This window comes from Robertkochia sediminum, from assembly GCF_016786255.1.
GTDB classification, from domain to species: Bacteria; Bacteroidota; Bacteroidia; order Flavobacteriales; family Flavobacteriaceae; genus Robertkochia; species Robertkochia sediminum.
In genome coordinates this window covers 273,290-296,884 of record NZ_JADMKT010000080.1, presented here as the reverse complement: position 1 = coordinate 296,884, position 23,595 = coordinate 273,290, and the positions used below count along the sequence as shown (strand labels likewise).

Genomic DNA, 23,595 nt, shown 5'->3' with positions numbered 1-23,595 from the left:
TTTACAATTATTAATACTATGCGTCATGCCCGCCACGCTTTTTGCCCAGGTGCAAAATGCTACGGCAAGCATTGACCCTCCGACCTTTGATGAGAACACGGAGATCACCATTACCATCTCCGGGATCGACCCCGCAGCATGGGGTGTTACCGATGTGTATTTCTGGACCTGGTACAACCTGGAGAGCGACACGAATAACAGCAATGATATTGGTGTAGACAGCAATGGTGCCTGGACCAACTCTGATGAATCTCATAAAATGACCGACAACGGCGACGGTTCATTTAGCTACACCCTTACACCAGCTACTTTTTACGGCGCCACAGGCATAGGTAATATCGGTTTTCTAGCCAAGGCTAAAGACGGAACCGGGGACAAGAAGACCCAGGATTTCGAGTTCAAAGTTGGTGGTTACCAGTTAACACTTACCAATCCAACCAGTCCTACCATACAGGTTACTGCAGGTGAAACAGCAACTATCGAAGCCGTAACTTCAGAAAATTCGACCTTTACCCTGACCGCCAACGGCACCCAGGTAGACACCCAAAGTGGAACCGATACGTACACGTATATAACAACGATCAACGAAACGACCAATTTCACCCTGGAGGCCACCAATGGCACCGAAACCCTGAGTGAGAGCTTTACCTACATCATTCCGCCGAATGTGGTAGAGGAAGCCCTTCCCACCGGTCTGGTGAATGGTATCAACTACGATCCGGCAGACAACACCAGGGCCACCCTGGTACTCTTTGCCCCGGGAAAAAGCTTTGCACACGTGATCGGTAGCTTTAACAACTGGGAGATCAATGACGACTACCTGATGAAAAAAGTGCCAGGTGAAGATACCTTCTGGCTGGAACTTACAGGACTCACCCCCGGTGAGAATTACAGTTTCCAGTACCTGGTAGACCTGAGCATCAATGTGGCCGACCCCTACTCGACCACCATCCTGGATCCCTTTAACGATCAGTTCATCGATGAGACCACCTATCCGGGACTTCCGGCCTATCCTGAAGCCACCACCGAGGCGGTAACCCTGCTTCGCACAGGTGATGCACCATACAATTGGTCTGCTGCCACTACCGGGTTTACCCCACCGGCAAAGACCGACCTGGTGATCTATGAATTGCTTATCAGGGATTTTGATGAGCTACACAGCTTTGCAGCAGTAGAAGCGCGATTGGACTACCTGGAAACGCTTGGGATCAATGCCATTGAGCTTATGCCCGTAAATGAATTTGACGGTAACGAAAGCTGGGGGTACAACCCTGCTTTCCATATGGCGCTCGATAAATACTACGGAACACCGGAAGCTTTTAAACAATTCATCGATGCCTGCCACGCCAGAGGTATGGCCGTGATCATTGATGTGGTGTACAACCACGCAACGGGACAACATCCATACGTACGACTGTGGAACCAGACCAACGGCACCCCAAGTGGAGCGCCTTCAGAAGAAAACCCTTTCTTTAATACCCAGGCCACCCACAGCTACAGTGTATTTAACGACTTTGACCACTCTTCAGAATTCACCAGAGACTACGTAAACCGCACCCTGGAATACTGGATCGAAGAGTATAAGGTAGACGGTTTCCGTTGGGACCTTACCAAAGGATTTACCCAGAATTGTAGTGATGCCGACCAGGGGTGTACCAACAGCACCCAGGCCGACCGTATCGCCTATCTCAAGGAATACGCCGATACCCAATGGGCTGTCGATGACGACTTCTACGTGATCTTCGAACACCTCGGAGGCTTGCAAGAAGAAGAGCAATGGGCCGATTACCGTGCTGAAGAGGGAAAAGGCATTATGCTTTGGAATAAGATGACCGGACCTTACAACGAGGCTACCATGGGTTATAATGCGACCTCAGACTTTTCAGGAGTTTCCTGGAAGGCCAAAGGCTTTAAACAACCTTCGGCGGTTTCGTATATGGAAAGTCACGATGAAGAGCGCCTGATGTTCAAAAACCTCCAATTCGGTAATGGTGAAGGCGGGTACAATGTCACCGACCTGAACACCGCATTAAGCAGGATGCCTGCTGCCGGAGCCGTATTTTTTACCGTTCCCGGACCTAAAATGATCTGGCAGTTCGGAGAACTGGGATACGATATCAGTATCGATGAGAACGGAAGAACAGGAAACAAACCCATTCTCTGGCAGTATTTTGATGTAGCCGAAAGAAAGGCTATCTACGACAGCTGGAGCGACCTGATCAAACTCAGAACCGGGGAGCCGATCTTTGAAACGACAGACTTCACCATGGACGTTGGTAACGGAAGCGCCATTAAAAAGATCGATCTCTACGACCCCAATGCGGGAGAAGGAGCTATTTCGCATGTCACCGTGATCGCAAACTTCGCCTTATCTGAAGTGACCACCACTGTGGATTTCTCAGCGATCGGACCATGGTACGAAGTGCTTAAAGAAAATAAGAAGTACGTGGTGGCCAGCTTAGACCAGACCATTACACTTGCTCCCGGCGAGTTCAGACTCTTCGCTAATAATCCGTCTGCCTTATTCCCGGATAATAACATCCCGGACCAGGATCACGATGGAGTAGCCGATACAGAAGACCTTTGTCCGGACACCCCTCTTGGCGCTACAGTTGACCTTACGGGTTGTGAGATCTTCACCCTGCCGGCAGACAACTTCAGCCTTGCATCCAAAGGAGAAAGTTGCCCGGACAGTAATGACGGAAGCATCGCAGTAACTACCCTTGAAACCCATAATTACGAAGTGACCGTTACCGGAACAGCGTATACTTTCAGTGACGCCTTCAACGGTACTTCCTGGAACGTCGGAGACCTCGAAGCAGGACGTTATCAAGTGTGTTTTACCGTAGCAGGAGAAGACGATTTTGAGCAGTGTTTTGAAGTAGAACTGGGAGCACCAGAACCCCTTTCTGTTTACAGTAAGGTGAATACGGCTGCAAGAAGTATGAACCTCGATCTCAGCGGAAGTGATCGCTACCTGATCACCCTTAATGGCTTCACCTATGAGACCAGCGAAGCAACGTATAAACTACCGCTAAAGGAAGGATGGAATGAAGTAAGCGTTAAAACCGCAACACCGTGCCAGGGCGAATACAAGGAACGCATCTTTATTGGCGAGACCGCCATGGCCTATCCGAACCCTGCGCGCGACCATGTTTCAGTAGCCCTCCCTTCGGGAACACAGGCCAATTACAGCCTGTACGACCTGCAAGGACGCCTCGTAACTCAAGGCTCCCTGAACGGCAACACTAGTGCTACCGCAAGGATCGATGTTACCCAACTGGTTCCCGGCACCTATCTCCTGCAATTAAAAGGAGAAGGCCTGAGTAAAACGCTAAAAATCATGAAAAAATGAAAAAGTCAATAATAAAGTTCCTCGCCGGGATCACCTTTGCCTCGGCATTCATGCTGATCGCTTCCTGTGGAGGAAGTTCGTCTGACGATACCACACCTCCTCCGGTACCGGATCCCGTAGCTGCTGAACTCTCCTTTCCGGTAAATAATGAGGTGTGTTTTGACGGCACCGTTATTTCACCAAGCATGAGTGAGGTACCCTTTTCATGGAACCCGGCAGAAAATGCCGACAAATACGAACTGGTGGTTACCAACCTCGAAACAAATGTGATCCAGAGGTATCCCGCTCCTACGGTAGACATTGCAGTTTCCCTTGAACGAGCAACACCCTATTCGTGGTATGTAAAATCCCTGGGGAATAACACCACCGCTGAGGCTACTTCAGAGACGTGGAAGTTCTATCTCGCAGGAGAAGGCGTGACCAATTACGCCCCCTTCCCTGCCGAATTACTGGAACCTGCTTCAGGAAGTACAACCAATGCATCGGGAATCATATTTACCTGGAATGGGGACGACCCTGACAGCAATGTGCTTACCTACGAGCTTTTCGCAGACACCACCGATGGGAAAACCGAATCGCTTGCAGCTAACCTGTCCGAAACTCGTTTTGAAACCTCCCTGCAACCTGCCACCACCTATTACTGGAGTGTGGTAACGACCGACCAGGAAGGTAACACCTCGCGTTCGTCCGTATATTCCTTTAAAACCAACTAGAGGGACATAGGCTATAATTTGCCTGACAGGCAAGACTTATTAACAAATTCATAAACAGAAGGGCTTTTCATTACGAAAAGCCCTTCTTTTTTCTACCTCAAACGTTAAATTTTCTTAATATACTGTTAGAATTTTACTATATTGGCAAGCAATGCGTTTCACGCTTGTTCCACAAACACCAGTAGCACAAGCCGTTACGTATTTTCAACTAACTATTTGAACTTTAAATTTAACTGTATGAAAAGTAATTTACTTAAAAGCTTGATGCTTTTGGGGGCATTTATGTGTTTTGCCTTTACCCAAGCTCAAACTGTAAGTGGTACGGTTTCAGATGCCAGCGGGCCGCTGCCGGGAGCTAATGTCCTGGTAAAAGGCACTACCATTGGTACACAAACCGATTTTGACGGGAACTACACCCTCGAGAACGTACCTTCAGACGGGGTACTGGTGTTTAGTTACGTCGGATTTGTTACCCAGGAGGTTCCGGTTAACGGAAGATCCAACATTAGTGTAACCCTCGAAGAAAATGCCCAGGCACTGGGTGAGGTGGTTGTTATCGGTTACGGTACGCAAGCCGTACAAGATGCGACCGGTGCTGTAGATGTAGTATCTTCAGACGACTTCCAAAAAGGGGTTATCTCATCCCCTGAACAATTAATACAAGGTAAGACCGCCGGGGTACAGATCACCCAAACCAGTGGTGAGCCAGGAGCGGGAGTAAACATCCGTATTCGTGGTACGGCCTCTGTACGTTCCAACAACAACCCGCTTTTCGTGGTTGATGGTGTGCCACTTGCAGCAGACGACAGCCAGAGTGGTGGTACCGATGTAGGGGTTGGAGCTACTTCAGCAAGAAACCCGTTGAACTTCCTTAACCCTAATGATATCGAAAGCATCTCTATCCTTAAGGATGCATCGGCTACAGCGATCTACGGTTCTCGTGGGGCGAACGGGGTGGTACTTATTACCACTAAAGGCGGTAAAGCCGGAGCAGGCGGACGTTGGGAAGTGAATGCCAACGTTGCTCATGCCACACCGGCCAACGATTTTGACCTTCTGGACCGCGATGGTTACCTGGCCGGGATCGCACAGTACGGAAACGATCCTTCCGGACTTGATTTTGGGAGCAACACCGACTGGCAGCAGGTAGTTACCCGTAACGCCATGTCTCCTATTGCCGACATTGCTTATTCAAACAACTGGGGATCCGGTAACGTTCGTACGTCTTTCGGATATCAAAAGCAATTCGGAGTTATTGAAAACTCATCTCAGGAGCGTATCACAGGAAGATTAAACCTTTCTCAGCGCTTTATGGACGATAAATTAAAGATCGACTTCAACGGAACACTTTCAAGAGTGAACGACGAGTCTCCACTGGTAACCAGAAATGCCGGTTCTCAGGGTGATATTCTTGGTGCCGCATATTTTGCGAACCCGACTTACCCTAACGATCCTACCTTCGATCCGGGTGGTGCCGAGCTTAACCCTGCAAACCTGCTTACAGAATACCAGGATCTAGCCAATACCAACAGAGTACTTTTAAATGCTTCTGCTGAGTACGAGATCGTAGAAAACCTTAAAGCCAAAGTGATCTTTGGATACGACTTCTCTAAGTCTGATCGTAACCAAACCCTGACCAAAGACGTTGTAGGGTTTAACAACGGTACGATCGGAAATGGTAGAGGTGCACTTAACGAGGTGAACCAGAAGAACAACCTTCTTGACGCTACCCTTTCTTATAACAAGGAATTCGATAATTCTGCCCTCGAAGCCTTAGTAGGTTATTCTTACCAGAGCTTCCAGCGTTACGGAGCCACCACTCTTGGGTTTGGATATGGTTCTGCAGACCACGGAGACATGAGAGATGCCCTTTACGAAACCAGAGACCTTATGCTGGGTGCAGTTGATGGTGACTTCCAACAGATCATCAATTCTCCGGACCTGGATCAGCTCGCGGTGAACAGACTATTCTCAGACACAGACCCTACGGTATCAAGACCTGGAGGCATTCCGATCGTTTCTTCTGCATACGATCGCTTTGATTTCACCGATGAGCTCCAGTCGTTCTTCGGAAGGGTGAATTATACCATTGCAGACAAATACATTGTTACTGCTACCCTTCGTGCGGACGGATCTACCCGTTTCGGACCAAACAACAAATACGGTTACTTCCCATCTGCTGCGGTAGCATGGAAGATCCACGAAGAAGATTTTATGGGCGATGCCTTCTCTAACCTGAAGTTAAGACTTGGTTGGGGTAGAACCGGTAACCAGGACGGACTGGGGTATGGTAACTACCTGTTCCGTGAGCGCTTTGGAGGTGTTGGGATCCAGAACAACGGAAACATCGTAGTTCCCGGTCTTGCACTACAATCACTTCCTGAAGACGACCTGAAGTGGGAAACCACTACACAGTACAACATCGGTCTTGACTTTGGTCTTGGACTAAACAGACTTAACGGTTCTGTTGACCTGTACTACAAGAATACGACCGACCTCCTGCTGAGAACAGAGACTGCGGCTCCATCGCCACAGGACTTTAACTTTAGCAACCTGGACGCTAACGTGATCAATAAGGGTATCGAATTTGCCATCAACTACGATGTGATCTCTACAGAAAACACCTTCTGGACTGCCGGATTCAACATCGCATATAACGAGAACATGGTTGAAGACCTTGGAGGAATAGCGATCAACACCGGTGAGGTTAACGGTAACGGACTCACAGGTGCTTTTGCTCAGATCCTTACAAACAATGCACCGCTTTTCTCTTACTACCTGAGAGAATTCGGAGGATTTGACGAGAATGGTATCTCGATCTATCCTGATGGTGATGTACAGCAGTTGGTAGGTAAGTCAGCGCTGCCGGATATCACCATGGGATTCAATACCTCTTTCTCATACAAGAGATGGAGTCTTGACGCCTTCATTACCGGACAGTACGGACAGTATATTTACAACAACACCGCCAACGCTTTCTTCACCGCTGGTATTATAAATGGAGGAAAAAACGTAACTTCAGACGTGTTAACCAACGGAGAATCGCCAGCGAATGCTCCTGACGTATCTACAAGATTCCTGGAGAGCGGTGATTTCACCAGGTTGCAGACCCTTAGTCTGGCCTACGATGTACCGCTTAGCGGAGAAGGGTCTTTTGACAGCATGAGACTCTCAGTGACCGGACAGAACCTCTTTGTGATCACTCCTTACAGTGGTCTCGATCCGGAGGTTAACGTAGACAAAAGCTTGAACAACGTTCCTTCTCTTGGGATCGACTATTCAAGTTTCCCTAGACCAAGAACCATTACTGTTGGTTTAAGTGCAACATTTTAAAAAAGTTTAAGAATGAGAAAAATGAATTTAAAACCAATATTGCTGGGGCTACTTGCTATCGGGATCACCGGTTGTACGGATCTTGAGATCGAAGAAACCGACTCTAAGTTCGGTTCACAATCGGGTGAGTTTACCGGAGTAGATGCTACCGGAGCTTTGGACAACGTGTACAATGATGTGCGCGGACAACTAGAGAACCAGGCCGACCTTTATGCCATGGCCGAAGTAAGTACCGACGAATTCCTGGTACCTACCAGAGGTACCGACTGGGGTGATAACGGAGTATGGCGTACCCTGCACTCGCACACCTGGGATGCGAACCACCAGTTCGTACGTGCGGTATGGAACAATATGAACCGTAACGTGTTTAACGCTTCGGCGATCATAGACGAAAAGAGTAGCCCTACACCTCAACAGGTGGCAGAAGCTAAGTTCCTTAGAGCTTACAGTATGTTCTGGGTGAACGACCTGTACGGACAAGTTCCTTTCAGGGATGTGAATTCCGATAATAACGAGTTACCGGTTATTTACAACCGTACTGAGGCTACCGATTTCATTATTCGCGACCTCGAAGAAGCCATTCCGGGACTTCCGGCTGCACAGGCTGGAGGATCTAACCTCGCTACAGCTGAAGCCGCGAAATTCTTGCTGGCAAAGGTATTGCTCAACAAGCATATCTACACCGGAACAGGAACACCTGACGGAGCCGACATGAACCGTGTTGTTGCTCTTGTAGACGAGATCGAAGGCGCAGGATTCTCCCTCCACGAAGGAGATTACTTTGAACTGTTCACCGACGCTGTAGATACTGAAACCATCTGGTATACTACCTCCAGTGTAGGTAACCTGATGTGGAACGGACTTCACTACAAGCAAAACTCTCCTGATAACGAAGGAGGAGGATGGAACGGATTCTCAACGCTTGCGGAATTCTATGACCTCTTCGAAGGAGACCCTAACACCAACGTTCCGGGAAGCGGACAGGAAGATCGTCGTGGATTTGTACCAACAGACGGTTCTAACCTCGGAATTGGATATGGTTTCCTTATCGGACAACAATACGATCAGGACGGAAACGCCATGACCGACCGTCCCGGAAATCCGCTGATCTTTACCAAAGAGCTTCCGGGCCTTTTAGGTAATGACGAGCGCGACGGGATCCGTGTGATCAAATACCATCCTGAGAACGGTGCCTTCGCCGGCCACAAAGTTATTTTCAGATTTGCAGATGCTTACCTTATGAGAGCAGAAGCACAATGGTATCTTGGAAATGACATCACTTCCGACGTGAATGCCCTGAGAGCGCTCCGAGGTGCCTCTGCTCTATCCAGCGTTGGAGCTCAGGAACTTCTTGATGAAAGAGGGCGTGAGTTCTATGCTGAATTCTGGAGAAGAAATGACCTGATCCGTTTCGGACAGTTCACCGCTCCATGGTCTTATAAAGAGATCTCCGGAGACGAAACAAAAGTACTTTATCCGATACCGGTAGCTGCACTTACTTCTAACCCTAACCTGGTTCAAAACCCGGGTTACTAGTAAGCGTAACATTACAAAACTTAAAAGAGGGCTTAATGCCCTCTTTTTTGTTATACGGTGATACGGTTATGAGGTTATGAAGAGTTGCAAAATCGCTGAATCGTTAAAATGCTAAACACCCATAGGCTTACCTGACTACTGCACTTTCTCAGTCGATTCACGACTCCCCATTCCCGATTTCATCCTCCGTAGCTTCAGCGAAGGAAGACCTATTCTCGATTCTCCACTCTCCATTCCCTACTAACTACTCCCTACTAACCACCTTCAACACAAACCCTTCATTATGCAGGTTCTCTAACTTCACGTCCGGATCACGCTCCAGGTACTTTCGGAGGCGGGTAACAAAAACGTTCAGGCTTTTACGGTTAAAGTAGTCGTTCTTACCCCAAATGGCCGTTAAGATCTCCTTGTGCCTGCACACCTTATTCATGCGTGCTGCCAAAAAATGTAACACCTCATTTTCGCGGGTCGTTAACCTCATTTCTTCACCTTCCCATAACAATCTCAGATTTTCAGGCTCGTATTGATACTTCCCTATGCGATAGTGAACCACCTCTGCAGGTACATCCGCTCTTTTATGACGTTGCACCAACTGCAGCAGGTTTTGTATGCGCACAACCAGCTCTTCTTCATCTACAGGTTTTTTAAGATAATCGATAGCCCCGAGTGAAAACCCTTTAAGGACATCGATCTTTAATGATCTCGCCGTTAAAAAGATAAAGGGGAGTTCGGCATACCGTTCCTTGATATGGCCGGCAAGCGTGAATCCGTCCATTTCGGGCATCATCACATCAAGAATGGCCAGATCAAAACCTTTGTCGCCGAGGATATCAAGAGCCTCTGTTCCGTGCTTCGCCCAGGTTACCGTAAACCCTTTCATTCCCAGATATTCCTTTAAAAGATATCCCAGTGCCTGGTCGTCTTCGACCAAAAGTATTGAAGCGAATTGTTCCATTATCTTACTGGTATTTGCAGGGTAAACTCCGACCCCTTTCCGGGAGCACTGTGCAGTGATACCCTGCCCCTGTGCAGTCCGGCAATATGTTTTACATAGTGAAGCCCCAGACCAAAACCTTTAACGTTATGTAGATCGCCGGAACTCACCCGATAATATTTATTAAAGATCTTTTTCTGCTCTTCCTCAGCAATACCAACCCCATTATCGGCTACCGATATAAAGGCCTTCCCGCCTTTAACCGTACATCCAAGCGTTACCTTACGTGGATCTTTAGAATACTTTCTCGCATTATCCAAAAGGGTATCTACGGCATTTTTGAGGTGCCCCCTCATTCCATTGACCTCCACCCCCAAGGCTTCATTGTGAACAGTAAACGCCAGGCCTTCAAGACTGGCAACCCCCTCGAATTCCCCGGCAACTTCCATGATCAATTCGCCAAGATCAAAAACCGACTTCCCCAACACTTCTCCTTTCTCTTCAAGACTGGCCAATTCCAATACGCGCTCAATATGCCCCTTGAGCTTTTCGAGCTGCACCTTGATGATCTCGGCCACCTCCTGTTTATCAACGTCTTTCTTTTCGGTAAGCAAACGGGTGGCCAGGCCTATAGAAAATACAGGCGTCTTAAGTTCATGGGTGAGGTTATTGATAAACTCGTTGGTCACAGAAAGCAGGGATCGCTGCTTGAGGAATCCCCTCATGACCCACACCGTAACACCGACAATAACAAGAAGAAAAAGTATCCCCGGCAGAATGAGTCCGCGTAATTGCGAAATAAAATAGGCGTTGAGATTCTCGAACTGCAATTCGAGGATCAGGTTTTCCCCTGTGAGCTCCGGCAGATAACCCTGCAAACGCACCGGATATGAAAGACCCTTCTCATACCCCCCACTATACCCGGGGGGCCGTAAATAAGTGGTCGTATCACTATTGCGCAACACATAGCCATAAGCGCTGTTAACCCCGTGACGCACCATGACCTCTTTAAGGTAATCGTCGAGAAAGTGACTGGAAGCATCCTGTACACTATCAAGACTAAGACTAAAATAGCTGTCGTCCCTGGTAATGGCCTTACCCAGCAGGAAACTCAATTTGTTTTCATGATGTAATCCCTCTTCAGTATCGATAACCACTTCAGCCATCTTCTCATCAAACTGCACAGCAGCCAGATTAAGCCCTACCCTCAGATATTGGTACTGCACATACAGCAATCCGAGAACAGAAACAATAAAGATGACAATAAGAATATTCCGTAGTCGCATAGGCTACAATATCTGTAAAATTTGTGGCTCTTAATGGCTAAATTAAGGATTCATAAAGCATATTAACTTTTCATTAATCCTTTTTACTCTTCGTTAATCCACTTCACCCCGAAACATGCTTAAATTTATCACGGAGTTCAAATAGTTACACAAGCATAAACACATTAAATTAAAGCTAACAAAAGTTAGCTTTTTTTTATGCTATATTTTAAGTTTACACCACCCGGATCTTTATAAGCACACCACAGGGTTTAATAAGGGTCTCCAACCAACCATGAGAAAACTACTGAGCCTGCATATTAGCGTATTGTTCGCCCTTGCCGCCATTGGCTGCAAGCAAAGGCCGGACGCCTTCACCTATCTTACTGCAGCACAAAGTGGGATCCATTTTGAAAATACCGTCACCAACTCCGAAGAACTCAACATTCTAAACTACCTCTATTTCTATAACGGCGCCGGAGTAGCTGCAGCCGACCTGAATAACGACGGACTCACAGACCTTTATTTCACCGCCAATCAGCAGCCGGACAGGGTTTACCTGAATAAGGGTAATATGCAATTCAGGGAGGTCACCTCCCTCACGGGGATCGACAACAGCACTCCCTGGACCACCGGAGTCACCACCGCCGATATAGACAACAACGGCTATACCGATCTATACATTTGCAAGGTAGCACCGCTTTCTCCCGAAGGCACCCACAACCTCCTTTTCCTTAACCTGGGCCCGGACGAAAATGGAGTACCACAGTTTCGGGAAGCTGCAGCGACCTACGGGCTGGATTTTAGCGGATACAGCACCCAGGCTGCCTTCTTCGATCAGGATGCCGATGGTGATCTCGATATGTTCCTACTGAATCATTCGGTACACCCCAACCAAAGCTACGGCCGGGGAAGCCTGAGAGACCAGACCGATTCGCTCTCCGGAGACCGCTTCTACCGCAATCATAATGGTAAATACATCAACGAAAGTGAAGCTGCCGGCATACATACCGGGAAGATCGGCTATGGTCTGGGAATAAGTATAGGCGACGTCAACGCCGATGGGGCTCCTGATATTTATATAGGCAACGACTTTTTTGAGAACGACTACCTGTACATCAACCAGGGTGACGGCACCTTTAAAGACCTCAACACAACAGGAGAAGCTTTAGGACACACGTCTCATTTCTCCATGGGGAACGATATTGCCGATATCGACAACGACCTGCAACCCGATATCGTATCGGTAGACATGCTTCCCGAAGACCTGAATACCTACAAGACATCAGGCCTGGAATACCCCTACCAGATCTATCAAAACTACCTCAGGAACGGGTATAGACATCAGTACATGCAAAACACCCTCCACCTGAACGCAGGAAACGAAAAGTTCAAAGAAACGGCATACCTCAGTGGGATAGCCGCCAGTGAATGGTCATGGAGTCCGCTGCTCGAAGACCTGGATAACGACGGATTCAAAGACCTGTTCATTACCAACGGCATTCCCGGAGCCACCAACGATATGGACTTTGTGAGTTTTATTGCCAATGAAGAGATCCAAAAACAACTGGGAAGCGGGATGGGAAGTGACGAACTTGCCTTTATCGATAAGCTCCCTGTAAAAAGAACGGCGAATTACCTCTTCAGGAACCGGGGAGATAAAACCTTTTACAAGGACCCAAAATGGAACCAACACCCACCTTCCTTCAGTAACGGAGCTGTTCTTGCCGATCTCGATAATGATCACGACCTGGACCTCGTGGTGAACAATAGCAACGAACCGGCTTTTATTATCAGGAACGACCTCAACACCGGAAATGGCATAACCATAAACCTGAAGGGGCCGGCAAATAACATCAAGGGCATAGGCGCCAGGGTGGTTGCTTATACTGCAGGCAATATGCAATTGGGTGAAAACTATACTTCCGGCGGCTACTTGTCTGCACAGCCTGCAAAACTGCATTTCGGCCTGGGCAAGGCGATGGTCGTCGATTCCGTACGCGTATGGTGGCCGGACAACACCACAGAACTAAGAACCCATATCGAGGCGAATACCGCCATCACGTTGCATCATCATGATGCGCTTCAGGGGCCCGCGTTCATGACCCAACCCGCTCCTGCACTGGTTCAAACCGATCAAGACATAAAACTCGAATACCGCCATAAGGACCAGCCCAGCCTCGAATTCAACATCGATCCGCTTATCCCCTATGCCTCAACCAACCTCGGCCCAAGGGTGAGTGTTGGCCATATCAACAACGACAGCCTCCAGGACCTCATATTGGGAGGCGGTAAATCCCAGCCGGCTTCAGTATACCTGCAAACCCCGGAAGGACATTTTGAAAAAATGCACCTTCCTGAACTGGAGGAAGACCCCATGCCGGAACAAACCGACCAACTGCTATTCGACGCCAATGGAGACGGACTTAATGACCTCCTGCTTATTGCCGGGGGTAATGAATTCACCACTGGAGCTCCCCTTCAGCCGAAGCTCTATATGAATAGCGGTACGGATTTCACCCATCGAAAAAAAGCCTTCCCGGAGATCATCCTTAATGCTTCGCGGGTTAAGGCGGTCGATATAGACGGTGATGGCGACCAGGACCTTCTCATAGGCGCAGACCTCGAACCACGTGCTTTTGGCAAAACTCCGAAGCAATACCTGCTACAGAACGACGGCACCGGGAATTTTAAAGATATCACCGATATCTTTGCGCCTGAACTTCGCCTCCTTGGAAATATCAGGGACTTTGAATGGACCGACCTGAATAACGATAACCGCCCCGACCTTATCATTGCCGGGCACTGGATGCCGTTAACGGTATTTATGCACACCGGCACACAATTAAAACTTCAAAAGAACAATACCCTCGATCGCACCAACGGATGGTGGAATGCTGTAAAGGTGGCCGATTTTGATATGGATGGCGACATGGATATCGTGGCCGGTAACTGGGGCAAGAACACCCGCCTTACTGCCACCCCTGACCAGCCCCTGCGCCTCTATCGGAAAGACATGGATAACAACGGAAGTATAGAGTCGGTTATCACCTTTTACTACCAGGGTATCGAAACACCATTTGCCTCTAAAGACGAATTGAGTAAGCAAATGCCTTACCTGAACAAGAAATACCTCTCCTACGCCGATTTTGCCAGGGCGGGAATGAACGACCTCTTCGGAGCCGAACAACTAAATGACGCAGCGATCAAAGAGGTTTACGAACTCGGAAGCTGTTACTTTGAAAATACCGGAGACGGATCCTTTGTGAAGACAGAACTCCCCTTTCAAACCCAGACTTCTGTGATCAATGATATCGCAATCACCGACCTCAATATCGATGGCTTCCCCGATCTGATCCTGGTAGGTAATCGCTATGAAGTGTCCACACAATTAGGGCGTCCGGACAGCAATCGCGGCACGATACTCCTCAACGACACCAAAGGCAATTTTGTAGAAGCCGGTAATGCCGGACTCAGTGGAGCCATGACAGCAATAGTCCCTGTAACCGTAAAAGACACCACCCGTTTTATGATCACCAGGAATAATGACACCCCGATATTCCTCCAACCAACAAATTTGAAGACCAATGAATCGAATGAATAAACTTTACATGATGGCCATCGCGGCCGGACTTCTTACCGTTTCCTGTAAGCAGGAGGCTTCAACATCAAATGAATCAGCTACCAACCGGGAAACCCTGTTCACCCTGTTGACCCCTGAAGAATCGGGCATTGATTTCTTCAACAAGGTGGAGAACCAGAAAAACTTCAACATCTTTAAATACCGCAACTTTTATAATGGGGGAGGGGTAGCCATAGGCGATATTAATAACGACGGACTGGCAGACATCTACATGACCGCCAATATGGGGGCCAACAAGCTCTACCTTAACAAAGGCAATATGACCTTTGAAGACATATCGGCCTCTGCAGGGATCGAAGGCAATAAGCCCTGGTCTACCGGGGTGAATATGGTTGATATCAATGGTGATGGCTTACTCGATATTTATGTGAGTAACGCCGGAAACCTGGAAGGTAACAACCACGACAACGACCTGTATATTAATAATGGTGACCTTACCTTTACCGAAAGTGCCGAAAAATACAACCTGGCAAAAACAGGATTCAGTACCCATGCCACATTTTTTGATTACGACAAAGACGGTGACCTCGATGCTTATATCCTGAATAACAGCAATATCCCGGTGAGCAGCCTCGGATACGCCCACCAAAGAGACGTAAGAGCCCAGGACTGGGAGGGTGTGCCCTATATCTTCCGCGGGGTTGGCGATATGCTATTGCGTAACGACAACGGGAAATTTACCGATGTAAGCGAAGACGCAGGGATCTACGGAAGTCTTATCGGTTTCGGACTCGGGGTCATGGTAAGCGACTTTAACCAGGACCTCTATCCTGACATCTATGTTTCTAACGACTTTTACGAAAGAGACTACCTGTACATCAACAACCAGGACGGGACCTTTACCGAAGACATCAAGAACTGGACCTCCCACCTGTGCCTTTCGGCCATGGGCGTGGATATGGCAGATATCAATAACGACGGGAATTCAGACATCTTTATCACCGACATGCTACCTGAGCCTGAAGAAAGAGTGAAATCGGTCATGACCTTTGAAGGGTACAATGTTTTCAAACTCAAGCAAAGCAAGGACTTCTACCAGCAGTACATTCAGAACACCCTCCAGCTCAATAACGGAAACGGAAGCTTCTCTGAAGTGGCCCACTTTAGCGGGGTAGCGCGTACAGACTGGAGCTGGGCAGGACTGATCTTTGATATGGATAACGACGGATTTCGCGATATCTATGTAACCAACGGAATCAACCACGATCTTACCGACCTGGATTTTGTGGATTTCTTCGCAAATGATATCATCCAGAAAATGGCGCTTACCGGCAAGAAGGAAGCGATAGATACCATTATTAATAAAATGCCAAGGGTACCGCTGCCTAACTACGCCTTCCACAACCAGAAGGACATTACCTTTAAGAATGCCGCTGCCGATTGGGGCATGGGTACACCCAGCATGTCTAATGGTTGTGCCTATGGGGACCTCGACAACGACGGTGACCTTGACCTGGTCGTGAACAACGTGAATATGGACGCTTTCATCTACCGAAACAATGCCGAGAAATTTAATGGCAACCACTACCTGAAATTAAACTTCAGTGGACCGGAAGGAAATAGCTATGCCATTGGAACTACCGTTAGAATGTACTTCGACGGACAACACTATATGCAGGAACTCAATCCTTCCCGAGGATTTCAGTCTTCTATGGAGTACGGCATGACCATTGGCCTTGGTAAGGCAGAAATTATCGATTCACTTAGAGTGATCTGGCCGGACGATAAAACGCAACGACTGGAAAATATCGCCCCGAACCAAACGCTTACCCTCAATTATGCTGAGGCCGGCGACACATATACGCTACCTGTAAAAAAAGAAGCCCCTACCCTGCTCAAAGAAGTGGATGACCTGCAACTGGCCAGGCACCGCGAAAATGTATACAATGACTTCGATTACGAAGGCCTGATCAGTTCCAAGCTTTCACAGGAAGGTCCGTCCCTCGCCATAGGAGACATTAACGGAGACGGCAATGAAGACCTCTTTATTGGTGGAGCTATGGGGCAGGCAGGAATGATCTACCTGCATACGAAAAACGGAGAAGTAAAGGCTTCTCCCCAGCTCGCACTTCAGGACGATGCAGGACTTGAAGATACGGCAGCAGCATTTGCCGATATCGACGGCGACGGCGATCAGGACCTCCTGGTAGGTTCCGGAGGAAACCAGGCCGGAGATCACAAGAGCTACACCACCCGGGTATATGAAAATGACGGAAAAGGCAGATTTAAGCGTTCCGATATTTCATTGCCTTCGCGATATAAGAATATTGCTGTGATCGCCCCTCATGATTACGATAATGACGGAGACACCGATATCTTTATCGGAAGTCGAAGTGTCGTAGGCACCTATGGGGTAGACCCCGATCACCTCCTCCTTGAAAACCTGGGTGACCGAACTTTTAAAGACGTCACCGAACGCCTGGCCTATGACCTAAAAGATTGCGGTATGATCACCGATGCCCAATGGGCCGACATCGATGGTGATGGCAAAAAAGACCTCATCACGGTATCCGACTGGGGTAGCACCATCGTCCTGAGGAACAATGGCCGACGCCTGGTAAAATCAGACACATCACTCGAAACGCTCACAGGATGGTGGAATACCGTTCAGGTGGCCGACCTCGACAAAGATGGCGATCAGGACCTCATTCTCGGTAACCGGGGCTCTAACATCATCTACAGACCTTCTCAGTCATCGCCCATGGTGCTTTACGTGAACGATTTTGACAATAACGGAACCATTGAGCAGATCCTCACCCAAAGGGTAGATGGTAAAGACTACCCCATACATATGAAAAAGGAACTCACCGCCCAGCTGGTATCCCTGAAAAAAGAGAACCTCAAAGCATCAGATTACGCCAAAAGATCGATCACCGAGCTTTTCCCGGAAGCCCTTATCAAGAACTCTATCGTCAAGGTCATCAATACGCCGGAGAGTCTTATCGCCACCAACCGTGGTGACGGCACCTTTGAAGTTAGTGCGCTGCCGTCAAGAGTTCAGCTTTCATGCGTTTGCGGCATCAGCTGCGAAGATGTGAACAACGACGGCCATACCGACCTGATCATGGCCGGAAATAACTTTGAATTTAAACCTCAGTTCTCTCGTCTGGATGCCAGCTACGGTAACGTATTGCTGGGAGACGGCGCTATGAACTTTAATTGGGTCGATCACAACAAAAGCGGTTTCTTTATCAAGGATGAAGTAAAGCACCTCAGGATATTTCGCGATAAGAAGGGTAACCCATACCTTGTAGCCGCGATCAACGATAACGAACCTAAAATCTACCGTCTGAATGAATCTATGTAGACCCATACTTTATGGCTTTGCGATGGCCTCCCTCCTACTTGGGAGCTGTAACGCTACACCTGAGGTCTTTAAGGAAGCAGACGCAGGCGTTACGGGTATCACCTTTGAAAATACCCTTACTCCTACAGAAGACCTCAATATTCTGGACTACCTGTATTTTTATAACGGTGGCGGGGTTGCTGTGGGTGACATCAATAATGACGGATTGGCCGATATCTACTTCTCCGGGAACCAAACGCCTAATAAACTTTACCTCAACAAGGGTAACCTCCGGTTTGAGGACATTACCGAAAAGGCAGGAGTTGCAGGCCAAAGTCAATGGAATACCGGCGCAGTTATGGCCGACGTCAACGGGGACGGACTCCTGGATATTTACGTTTGTGCCGTTGTAGGACTCAAAGGACTCCGCGGACATAATGAGCTTTTCATCAACAACGGTGACGGAACCTTTACCGAACGATCGGCCCAATACGGACTGGACCTCGACACCTACAGTGCCAATGCTGCATTTTTTGATTACGACCTCGACGGAGACCTTGATATGTATCTGCTCAATCACGCCGTGCACACGCAGGAATCGTTCGGAAGAGCCAGCCTCCGGGAAGATCGCAACTACGAATCGGGCGATCGCCTGTTTAGAAACGATGGCGAACGCTTTACCGATGTAAGCGAGGCCGCCGGGATCTATGGAGGTATCAACGGATACGGATTGGGACTCGCCGTTGCCGACTTTAACCGTGACGGATATCCCGACATCTACGTGGGGAACGATTTTCACGAAGACGACTACTACTACCTCAACCAGGGAGACGGTACTTTTAAAGAATCCATTAAGGAATACTTCGGCCACATCTCCCGCTTTTCCATGGGAAATGATGTAGCCGACCTCAATCACGATGGTTATCCCGACCTCCTTTCGCTCGATATGCTCCCAGAAGAGGAAGTCCCGTTGAAAGCCTCAGAAGGCGATGACAATGTTCAAATGCTGAAAATGCGTACCCGAAACCTGGGATATCACTACCAATTCACACGGAATATGTTACAGGTGAACCAGGGTGGCAAATTCTTCTCTGAACAGGCACTTATGTCAGGGATAGCGGCCACAGACTGGAGCTGGAGCGCACTTTTTGCCGATTACAACCTCGATGGGGAACTCGACGTTTATATTGCTAACGGTATCCCGAAACGCCCGAACGACCTGGACTACATCAGGTACGTATCGAACGAACAAATACAGCAAAAGATCAGCAACACCTCGCTGGTAGATCAAAAGGCCCTGGACATGATGCCGTCAGGCATCACCCCCAATTACGTATTCGAAGGAAGCCCATCGCTTGAATTTACCAACAGAACAGGAAACTGGACCCCCGGTAAGGAACGTATCACCACAGCCATTGCCATGGGTGACCTCGACAATGACGGCGATCCTGACCTTGTACTCAACAACCTGAACGAGCCAGCCGTGATCCTGGAAAACCGGATGGCAGGAAACAATGAAAACCACGCACTAGGCATCAAACTGGAATTCGATAATAAGAATCCATTTGGCATAGGCTCCAGGGTTCTCGCCTATACCGGCGGCACCTTACACTATCGCGAGCTCAATCCGTATCGCGGTTTTCAGGCCTCTTCCCAACCCCGAATCCACCTGGGTACCGGGACGCATAAAAACATCGATTCGATCAGGGTGATCTGGCCGGACCAAACCACCCAACGCATAGATCAGGTACCCGCAAAAGGCCTGCTGACCATTAAGGCAGCCAGCGAGCGCACCCCGTACCGTATGCCCAAAGGCTCAGGAAGGGTAATTTTTGAAAAGGACACCACAGCATTGGGAATTACCTACACCCATAAAGAAGACAACTACCTTGATTTTAACAGCCAGAAACTTATACCCTACAGGATCTCAGACAGGGGGCCTGCTACGGCCATAGGTGATCTTAACGGGGATGGCCGGGAAGATATTTACCTGGGATCCTCCAAATTCACCCCGGCAGCAGTTTTTGTTCAGACAGACAGTTCCTTTACCTCCTACCCTCTTGAGGCCCTGAAAGATTCTGTAACTGAAGAAGTAGCGGCACTAATCACAGACCTGGACGCAGATGGTAAAAACGACCTCTTTGTAGGAACAGGCGGCGGGAATTTCTTCGGAAAAAGTGCCCCCCTGCAGGATCGTATTTTATATCAAACTGAGAACGGATCAAAGGTCCAACTCCTTGACGAATGGTATGCCAATACTTCTGTGGTCAGGGTTGCGGACATCGACAAGGATGGAGATCTGGATATTTTTACCGGGAACCACGCCATTACCTACGAATACGGCCGCCTGCCCGATTCACAACTATGGTTGAGGGATAAGGATACCCTCACACCAGCGTTTAAAGAGCTGTTCGAAAAGGCCGGAATGGTCACCGACGCCCAGTTCACCGATCTTAACGGGGACGGATGGACCGACCTTGTGATCGTTGGAGAATGGATGCAGCCGAAGTTTTTCATTAATTACCAGGGAACGCTTAGGGAAGAATCACTTACAGACGCATCTCTTCAAGGCCTGTGGCAAAAGGTAGTCCCTTTTGATATCGACCGCGATGGAGATATAGACCTCATGCTCGCCAATTGGGGAACGAACACAAAGTTCAGGGCTAGTGAAAAATACCCCTTACACATGTACTACGGCGACCTGGACAATAACGGCACCACAGAGACGATCGTAAGCATGGCCAAAAACGGCACCTACTATCCGCTGGAGAATTTCGACGAGCTGGCATCCCAGATGAACAACTTTATGCGCAAGGCGTTCACCACCTACAGCGCATTTGCCGGAAAATCGACCAAAGAGGTCTTTGGAAAGGAAGCCCTTAAAAAAGCCGGTCGCCTGGAGGTTAATGAGCTTCGATCAGGGTACTTGCTAAATGAAGGCGGACACTTTAAATTTGTGCCGTTTTCCAGGGACCTGCAGATGGCGCCATTAACGGCATTTGCGGTATACGACTTTGATGGGGACGGACAAGATGACCTGCTGGCGGGAGGTAATTATTTTGGCGTAAAACCCTATCACGGCCGGTTTGACGGATTTCCCGGCGGACTCATCACCGATGCGGGTGAAGAAACACTAACCCACCAGCTCGGACTCGATATGAACGGAAGATCTGTAAGACATCTTCATATTATTCAACTAAACAATCAAGCCTACTTGCTGGTAACCGTTAACGATGGCCCGGCAGAAGTATATCACATCAAAAAACCATAATGACGACCATGAGATTTAAAAGTATTTTCGCCTTTGCATCCCTGCTGCTTATTGCCTGTTCTAAACCCAAGCAGCCTATAAACATTACTGCAGAAGATCTCCACGCCTCGGTAGAGAAGGTTACCGAGATCATGATACACGATATCTTTTCTCCCCCGGTAGCCAGCAGGATCTATGTATATCCTAATATCACCGCATACGAGATCATCGCTAAGAACACCGGCGAGTATCCGAGCCTCTACAAGCAGATCGATCACTTGCCCGACTTCCCTGTGATGGATGACCCGGAGGCCAACGCCCAACTTGCAGCACTTATGGCGCATATGGAGATCAGTAAAAAGCTCATCTTTTCAGAAGACCGCATGCAAGCCTACCAGGATAGCCTTTACACCCAATGGACGGCTATGAACGAGGCTCAATTCACCGCTTCAAAAAAGTATGCAGACCAGGTGATCGCCAAGGCCATGGAATGGATCGACAAAGACAACTACAAGGAGACCCGTACCATGCCGAAATTTACCGTAAACAGTGATGAGCCCTCAAGATGGCAACCCACACCACCGGCATATATGGACGGGATCGAACCACACTGGATGAAGATCAGGCCCCTCGTGATCGACTCAGCCAGTCAGTTCAAACCTGTACCTCCACCGGCCTTTTCCCTTGAAGAAGGCTCGCAGTTTCACAAAGAACTCATGGAGGTTTACGAGGTAAGCAACAAGATCACAGACGATGCCTCAGAAGAGGTCGCCATTGCCCAATTCTGGGATTGTAACCCTTATGTATCTGTAACGCGTGGCCACCTGATGTTCGCTACCAAAAAGATCACTCCCGGAGCGCATTGGATCGGGATCTGTAAGATCGCTTCCCGAAAATCGAACCTCGATTTTACCCATACCCTCCACGCTTACACCAAAACCTCTGTCGCGATCTTTGACGGATTTATAAGCTGCTGGGATGAGAAATACCGAAGCAACCTCATTCGTCCGGAAACCCTCATCAACCAGCATATAGACGAGAATTGGAAACCCATACTTCAAACCCCGCCCTTCCCTGAGTATACCAGCGGACACTCGGTGGTCTCAGGAGCTGCAGCCAAAGCCCTTACCTCTATTTTCGGAGACGACTTTGCCTTTGACGACGACACAGAGCTTCCGTACGGACTTCCGGTTCGAAGCTTTACCTCCTTTAACGCTGCGGCCGATGAAGCAGCAGTTAGCCGACTCTACGGCGGAATTCACTATCGCGCGGCCATCGATAACGGGATCGTTCAGGGGCGTGCCCTTGGTGATTTTGTAGTTGAAGAATTAGAAATGAAACACCCGGAACTTCTGGCTCAACAAAAGGAATAACCTGTATGAAACGACTTTTTGGGATCATCACCCTTATCGGTTTGGGGTTTGCATTGTGGTATTTCGCGATCAAACCCCATGATTACAATATCTCGTTCAAGGCAAACACCAGCACAGGACACGTTTATACGGAGCTTCTCAACTGGGGAAAGGTGACCGAGACAACCGTAGCTTCAGTAGGATCAAAATCCCCCTACCAACGGGTGGTTCACCAGCTGAAGGTGGCGAACAAAACGTTTGAGATCGATTGGAACATTATCCGTCTCAACGACTCGGTTACCAGGGTGAAAGCAGGCATCTCACAACCGGGGAAAAGCTTTATTAATCGCCTTCTCATCCCTTTTCAGGATACCGAATACGAGCAAACCACCCTTGACCTTGTACTGGATTACAAATCATTCTTAGATGAAAGCATAAAGCAATTCTCGATCACTATTGACGGGGAAGAAGCAAGTCCGGAACAACTATGCGCCTGCACCCGGTCAAAAACCACACCGGAGAAAAAAGCGTTTAGCATGATGCGAGATTACAGTTATTTGTCAGGGTTCATCGCTTCAAATGGCCTTACCGCCAATGGCCGCCCCCTTGTAGAAGTGATCGACCTGGATGAAGAGAACAGGATGCTTGAATTCAACTTTTGCTTCCCGGTAAAACGCACAGATCTACGGCCGGAAAGTCCTGATATCTTCTTCAGGGAACTCACGGGCAGCAAAGCCTTAAAGGCCACCTATCACGGAGATTATCGATTTTCTGAAAAAAGCTGGTACCGACTTTTCGACTATGCAGAAAAGCATGGTAAGGCTTATAAAAAAGCACCTATAGAGATCTATCACAACAATCCCAATATGGGAGGTGATGCGCTACAGTGGACCACTACGATCTATTTACCTCTGGAAGAAAAGTAGTA

General features: G+C 48.5%; 11 protein-coding genes. 9 read left to right on the top strand and 2 right to left on the bottom strand.

Annotated features, from left to right (window positions below; translation table 11 throughout):
- Window positions 1-25: 25 nt before the first annotated feature.
- The 4 genes from IS446_RS14510 (at window position 26) to IS446_RS14495 (ending at window position 8,937) form a co-directional block, all read left to right on the top strand.
- Window positions 26-3,355 (top strand): alpha-amylase family glycosyl hydrolase, encoded by a 3,330-nt coding sequence (locus IS446_RS14510; protein WP_235996516.1) that lies wholly within the window; start codon window positions 26-28, stop codon window positions 3,353-3,355.
- Window positions 3,352-4,068 carry a fibronectin type III domain-containing protein gene (locus IS446_RS14505; RefSeq protein ID WP_203061477.1) on the top strand — a complete coding sequence of 239 codons (717 nt, stop codon included), beginning with the start codon at window positions 3,352-3,354 and terminating at the stop codon, window positions 4,066-4,068. The genes IS446_RS14510 and IS446_RS14505 overlap by 4 nt, the downstream gene beginning before the upstream one ends.
- A 237-nt stretch (window positions 4,069-4,305) precedes the next feature.
- Window positions 4,306-7,401 (top strand): SusC/RagA family TonB-linked outer membrane protein, encoded by a 3,096-nt coding sequence (locus IS446_RS14500; RefSeq protein WP_203061476.1) that lies wholly within the window; start codon window positions 4,306-4,308, stop codon window positions 7,399-7,401.
- 12 nt (window positions 7,402-7,413) lie between these two features.
- Complete coding sequence (locus IS446_RS14495) at window positions 7,414-8,937, top strand: RagB/SusD family nutrient uptake outer membrane protein (RefSeq protein WP_203061475.1); 1,524 nt, start codon at window positions 7,414-7,416, stop codon at window positions 8,935-8,937.
- A 244-nt stretch (window positions 8,938-9,181) separates the two neighbouring features.
- On the opposite strand, the gene IS446_RS14490 is transcribed toward IS446_RS14495, so the two are convergent.
- Together IS446_RS14490 and IS446_RS14485 are read right to left on the bottom strand one after the other, a co-directional pair.
- Window positions 9,182-9,892 (bottom strand): response regulator transcription factor, encoded by a 711-nt coding sequence (locus IS446_RS14490; RefSeq protein WP_203061474.1) that lies wholly within the window; start codon window positions 9,890-9,892, stop codon window positions 9,182-9,184.
- Complete coding sequence (locus tag IS446_RS14485) at window positions 9,892-11,157, bottom strand: sensor histidine kinase (protein ID WP_203061473.1); 1,266 nt, start codon at window positions 11,155-11,157, stop codon at window positions 9,892-9,894. Before IS446_RS14485 ends, IS446_RS14490 begins: the two co-directional genes overlap by 1 nt.
- Before the next feature lie 274 nt (window positions 11,158-11,431).
- Here IS446_RS14485 and IS446_RS14480 point away from each other — a divergent pair, with 274 nt between their 5' ends.
- From IS446_RS14480 to IS446_RS14460, 5 genes are read left to right on the top strand one after another with little or no spacing between them, the layout of a single operon-like run.
- Window positions 11,432-14,740, top strand: a complete 3,309-nt coding sequence (locus tag IS446_RS14480; protein ID WP_203061472.1) for a VCBS repeat-containing protein — start codon at window positions 11,432-11,434, stop codon at window positions 14,738-14,740.
- A complete protein-coding gene (locus IS446_RS14475; protein WP_203061471.1) occupies window positions 14,724-18,086 on the top strand; it encodes a VCBS repeat-containing protein in 3,363 nt (1,120 codons plus the stop codon). The genes IS446_RS14480 and IS446_RS14475 overlap by 17 nt, the downstream gene beginning before the upstream one ends.
- Window positions 18,073-21,336: a VCBS repeat-containing protein gene (locus IS446_RS14470; protein ID WP_235996515.1), complete on the top strand. Its 3,264-nt coding sequence runs from the start codon at window positions 18,073-18,075 to the stop codon at window positions 21,334-21,336. The genes IS446_RS14475 and IS446_RS14470 overlap by 14 nt, the downstream gene beginning before the upstream one ends.
- Window positions 21,336-22,688: a vanadium-dependent haloperoxidase gene (locus tag IS446_RS14465; protein WP_394370973.1), complete on the top strand. Its 1,353-nt coding sequence runs from the start codon at window positions 21,336-21,338 to the stop codon at window positions 22,686-22,688. The genes IS446_RS14470 and IS446_RS14465 overlap by 1 nt, the downstream gene beginning before the upstream one ends.
- A 5-nt stretch (window positions 22,689-22,693) precedes the next feature.
- The gene (locus IS446_RS14460; RefSeq protein ID WP_203061469.1) at window positions 22,694-23,593 is read left to right on the top strand and encodes a GyrI-like domain-containing protein; all 900 of its coding nucleotides are present in this window, start codon (window positions 22,694-22,696) and stop codon (window positions 23,591-23,593) included.
- Window positions 23,594-23,595: the final 2 nt, after the last annotated feature.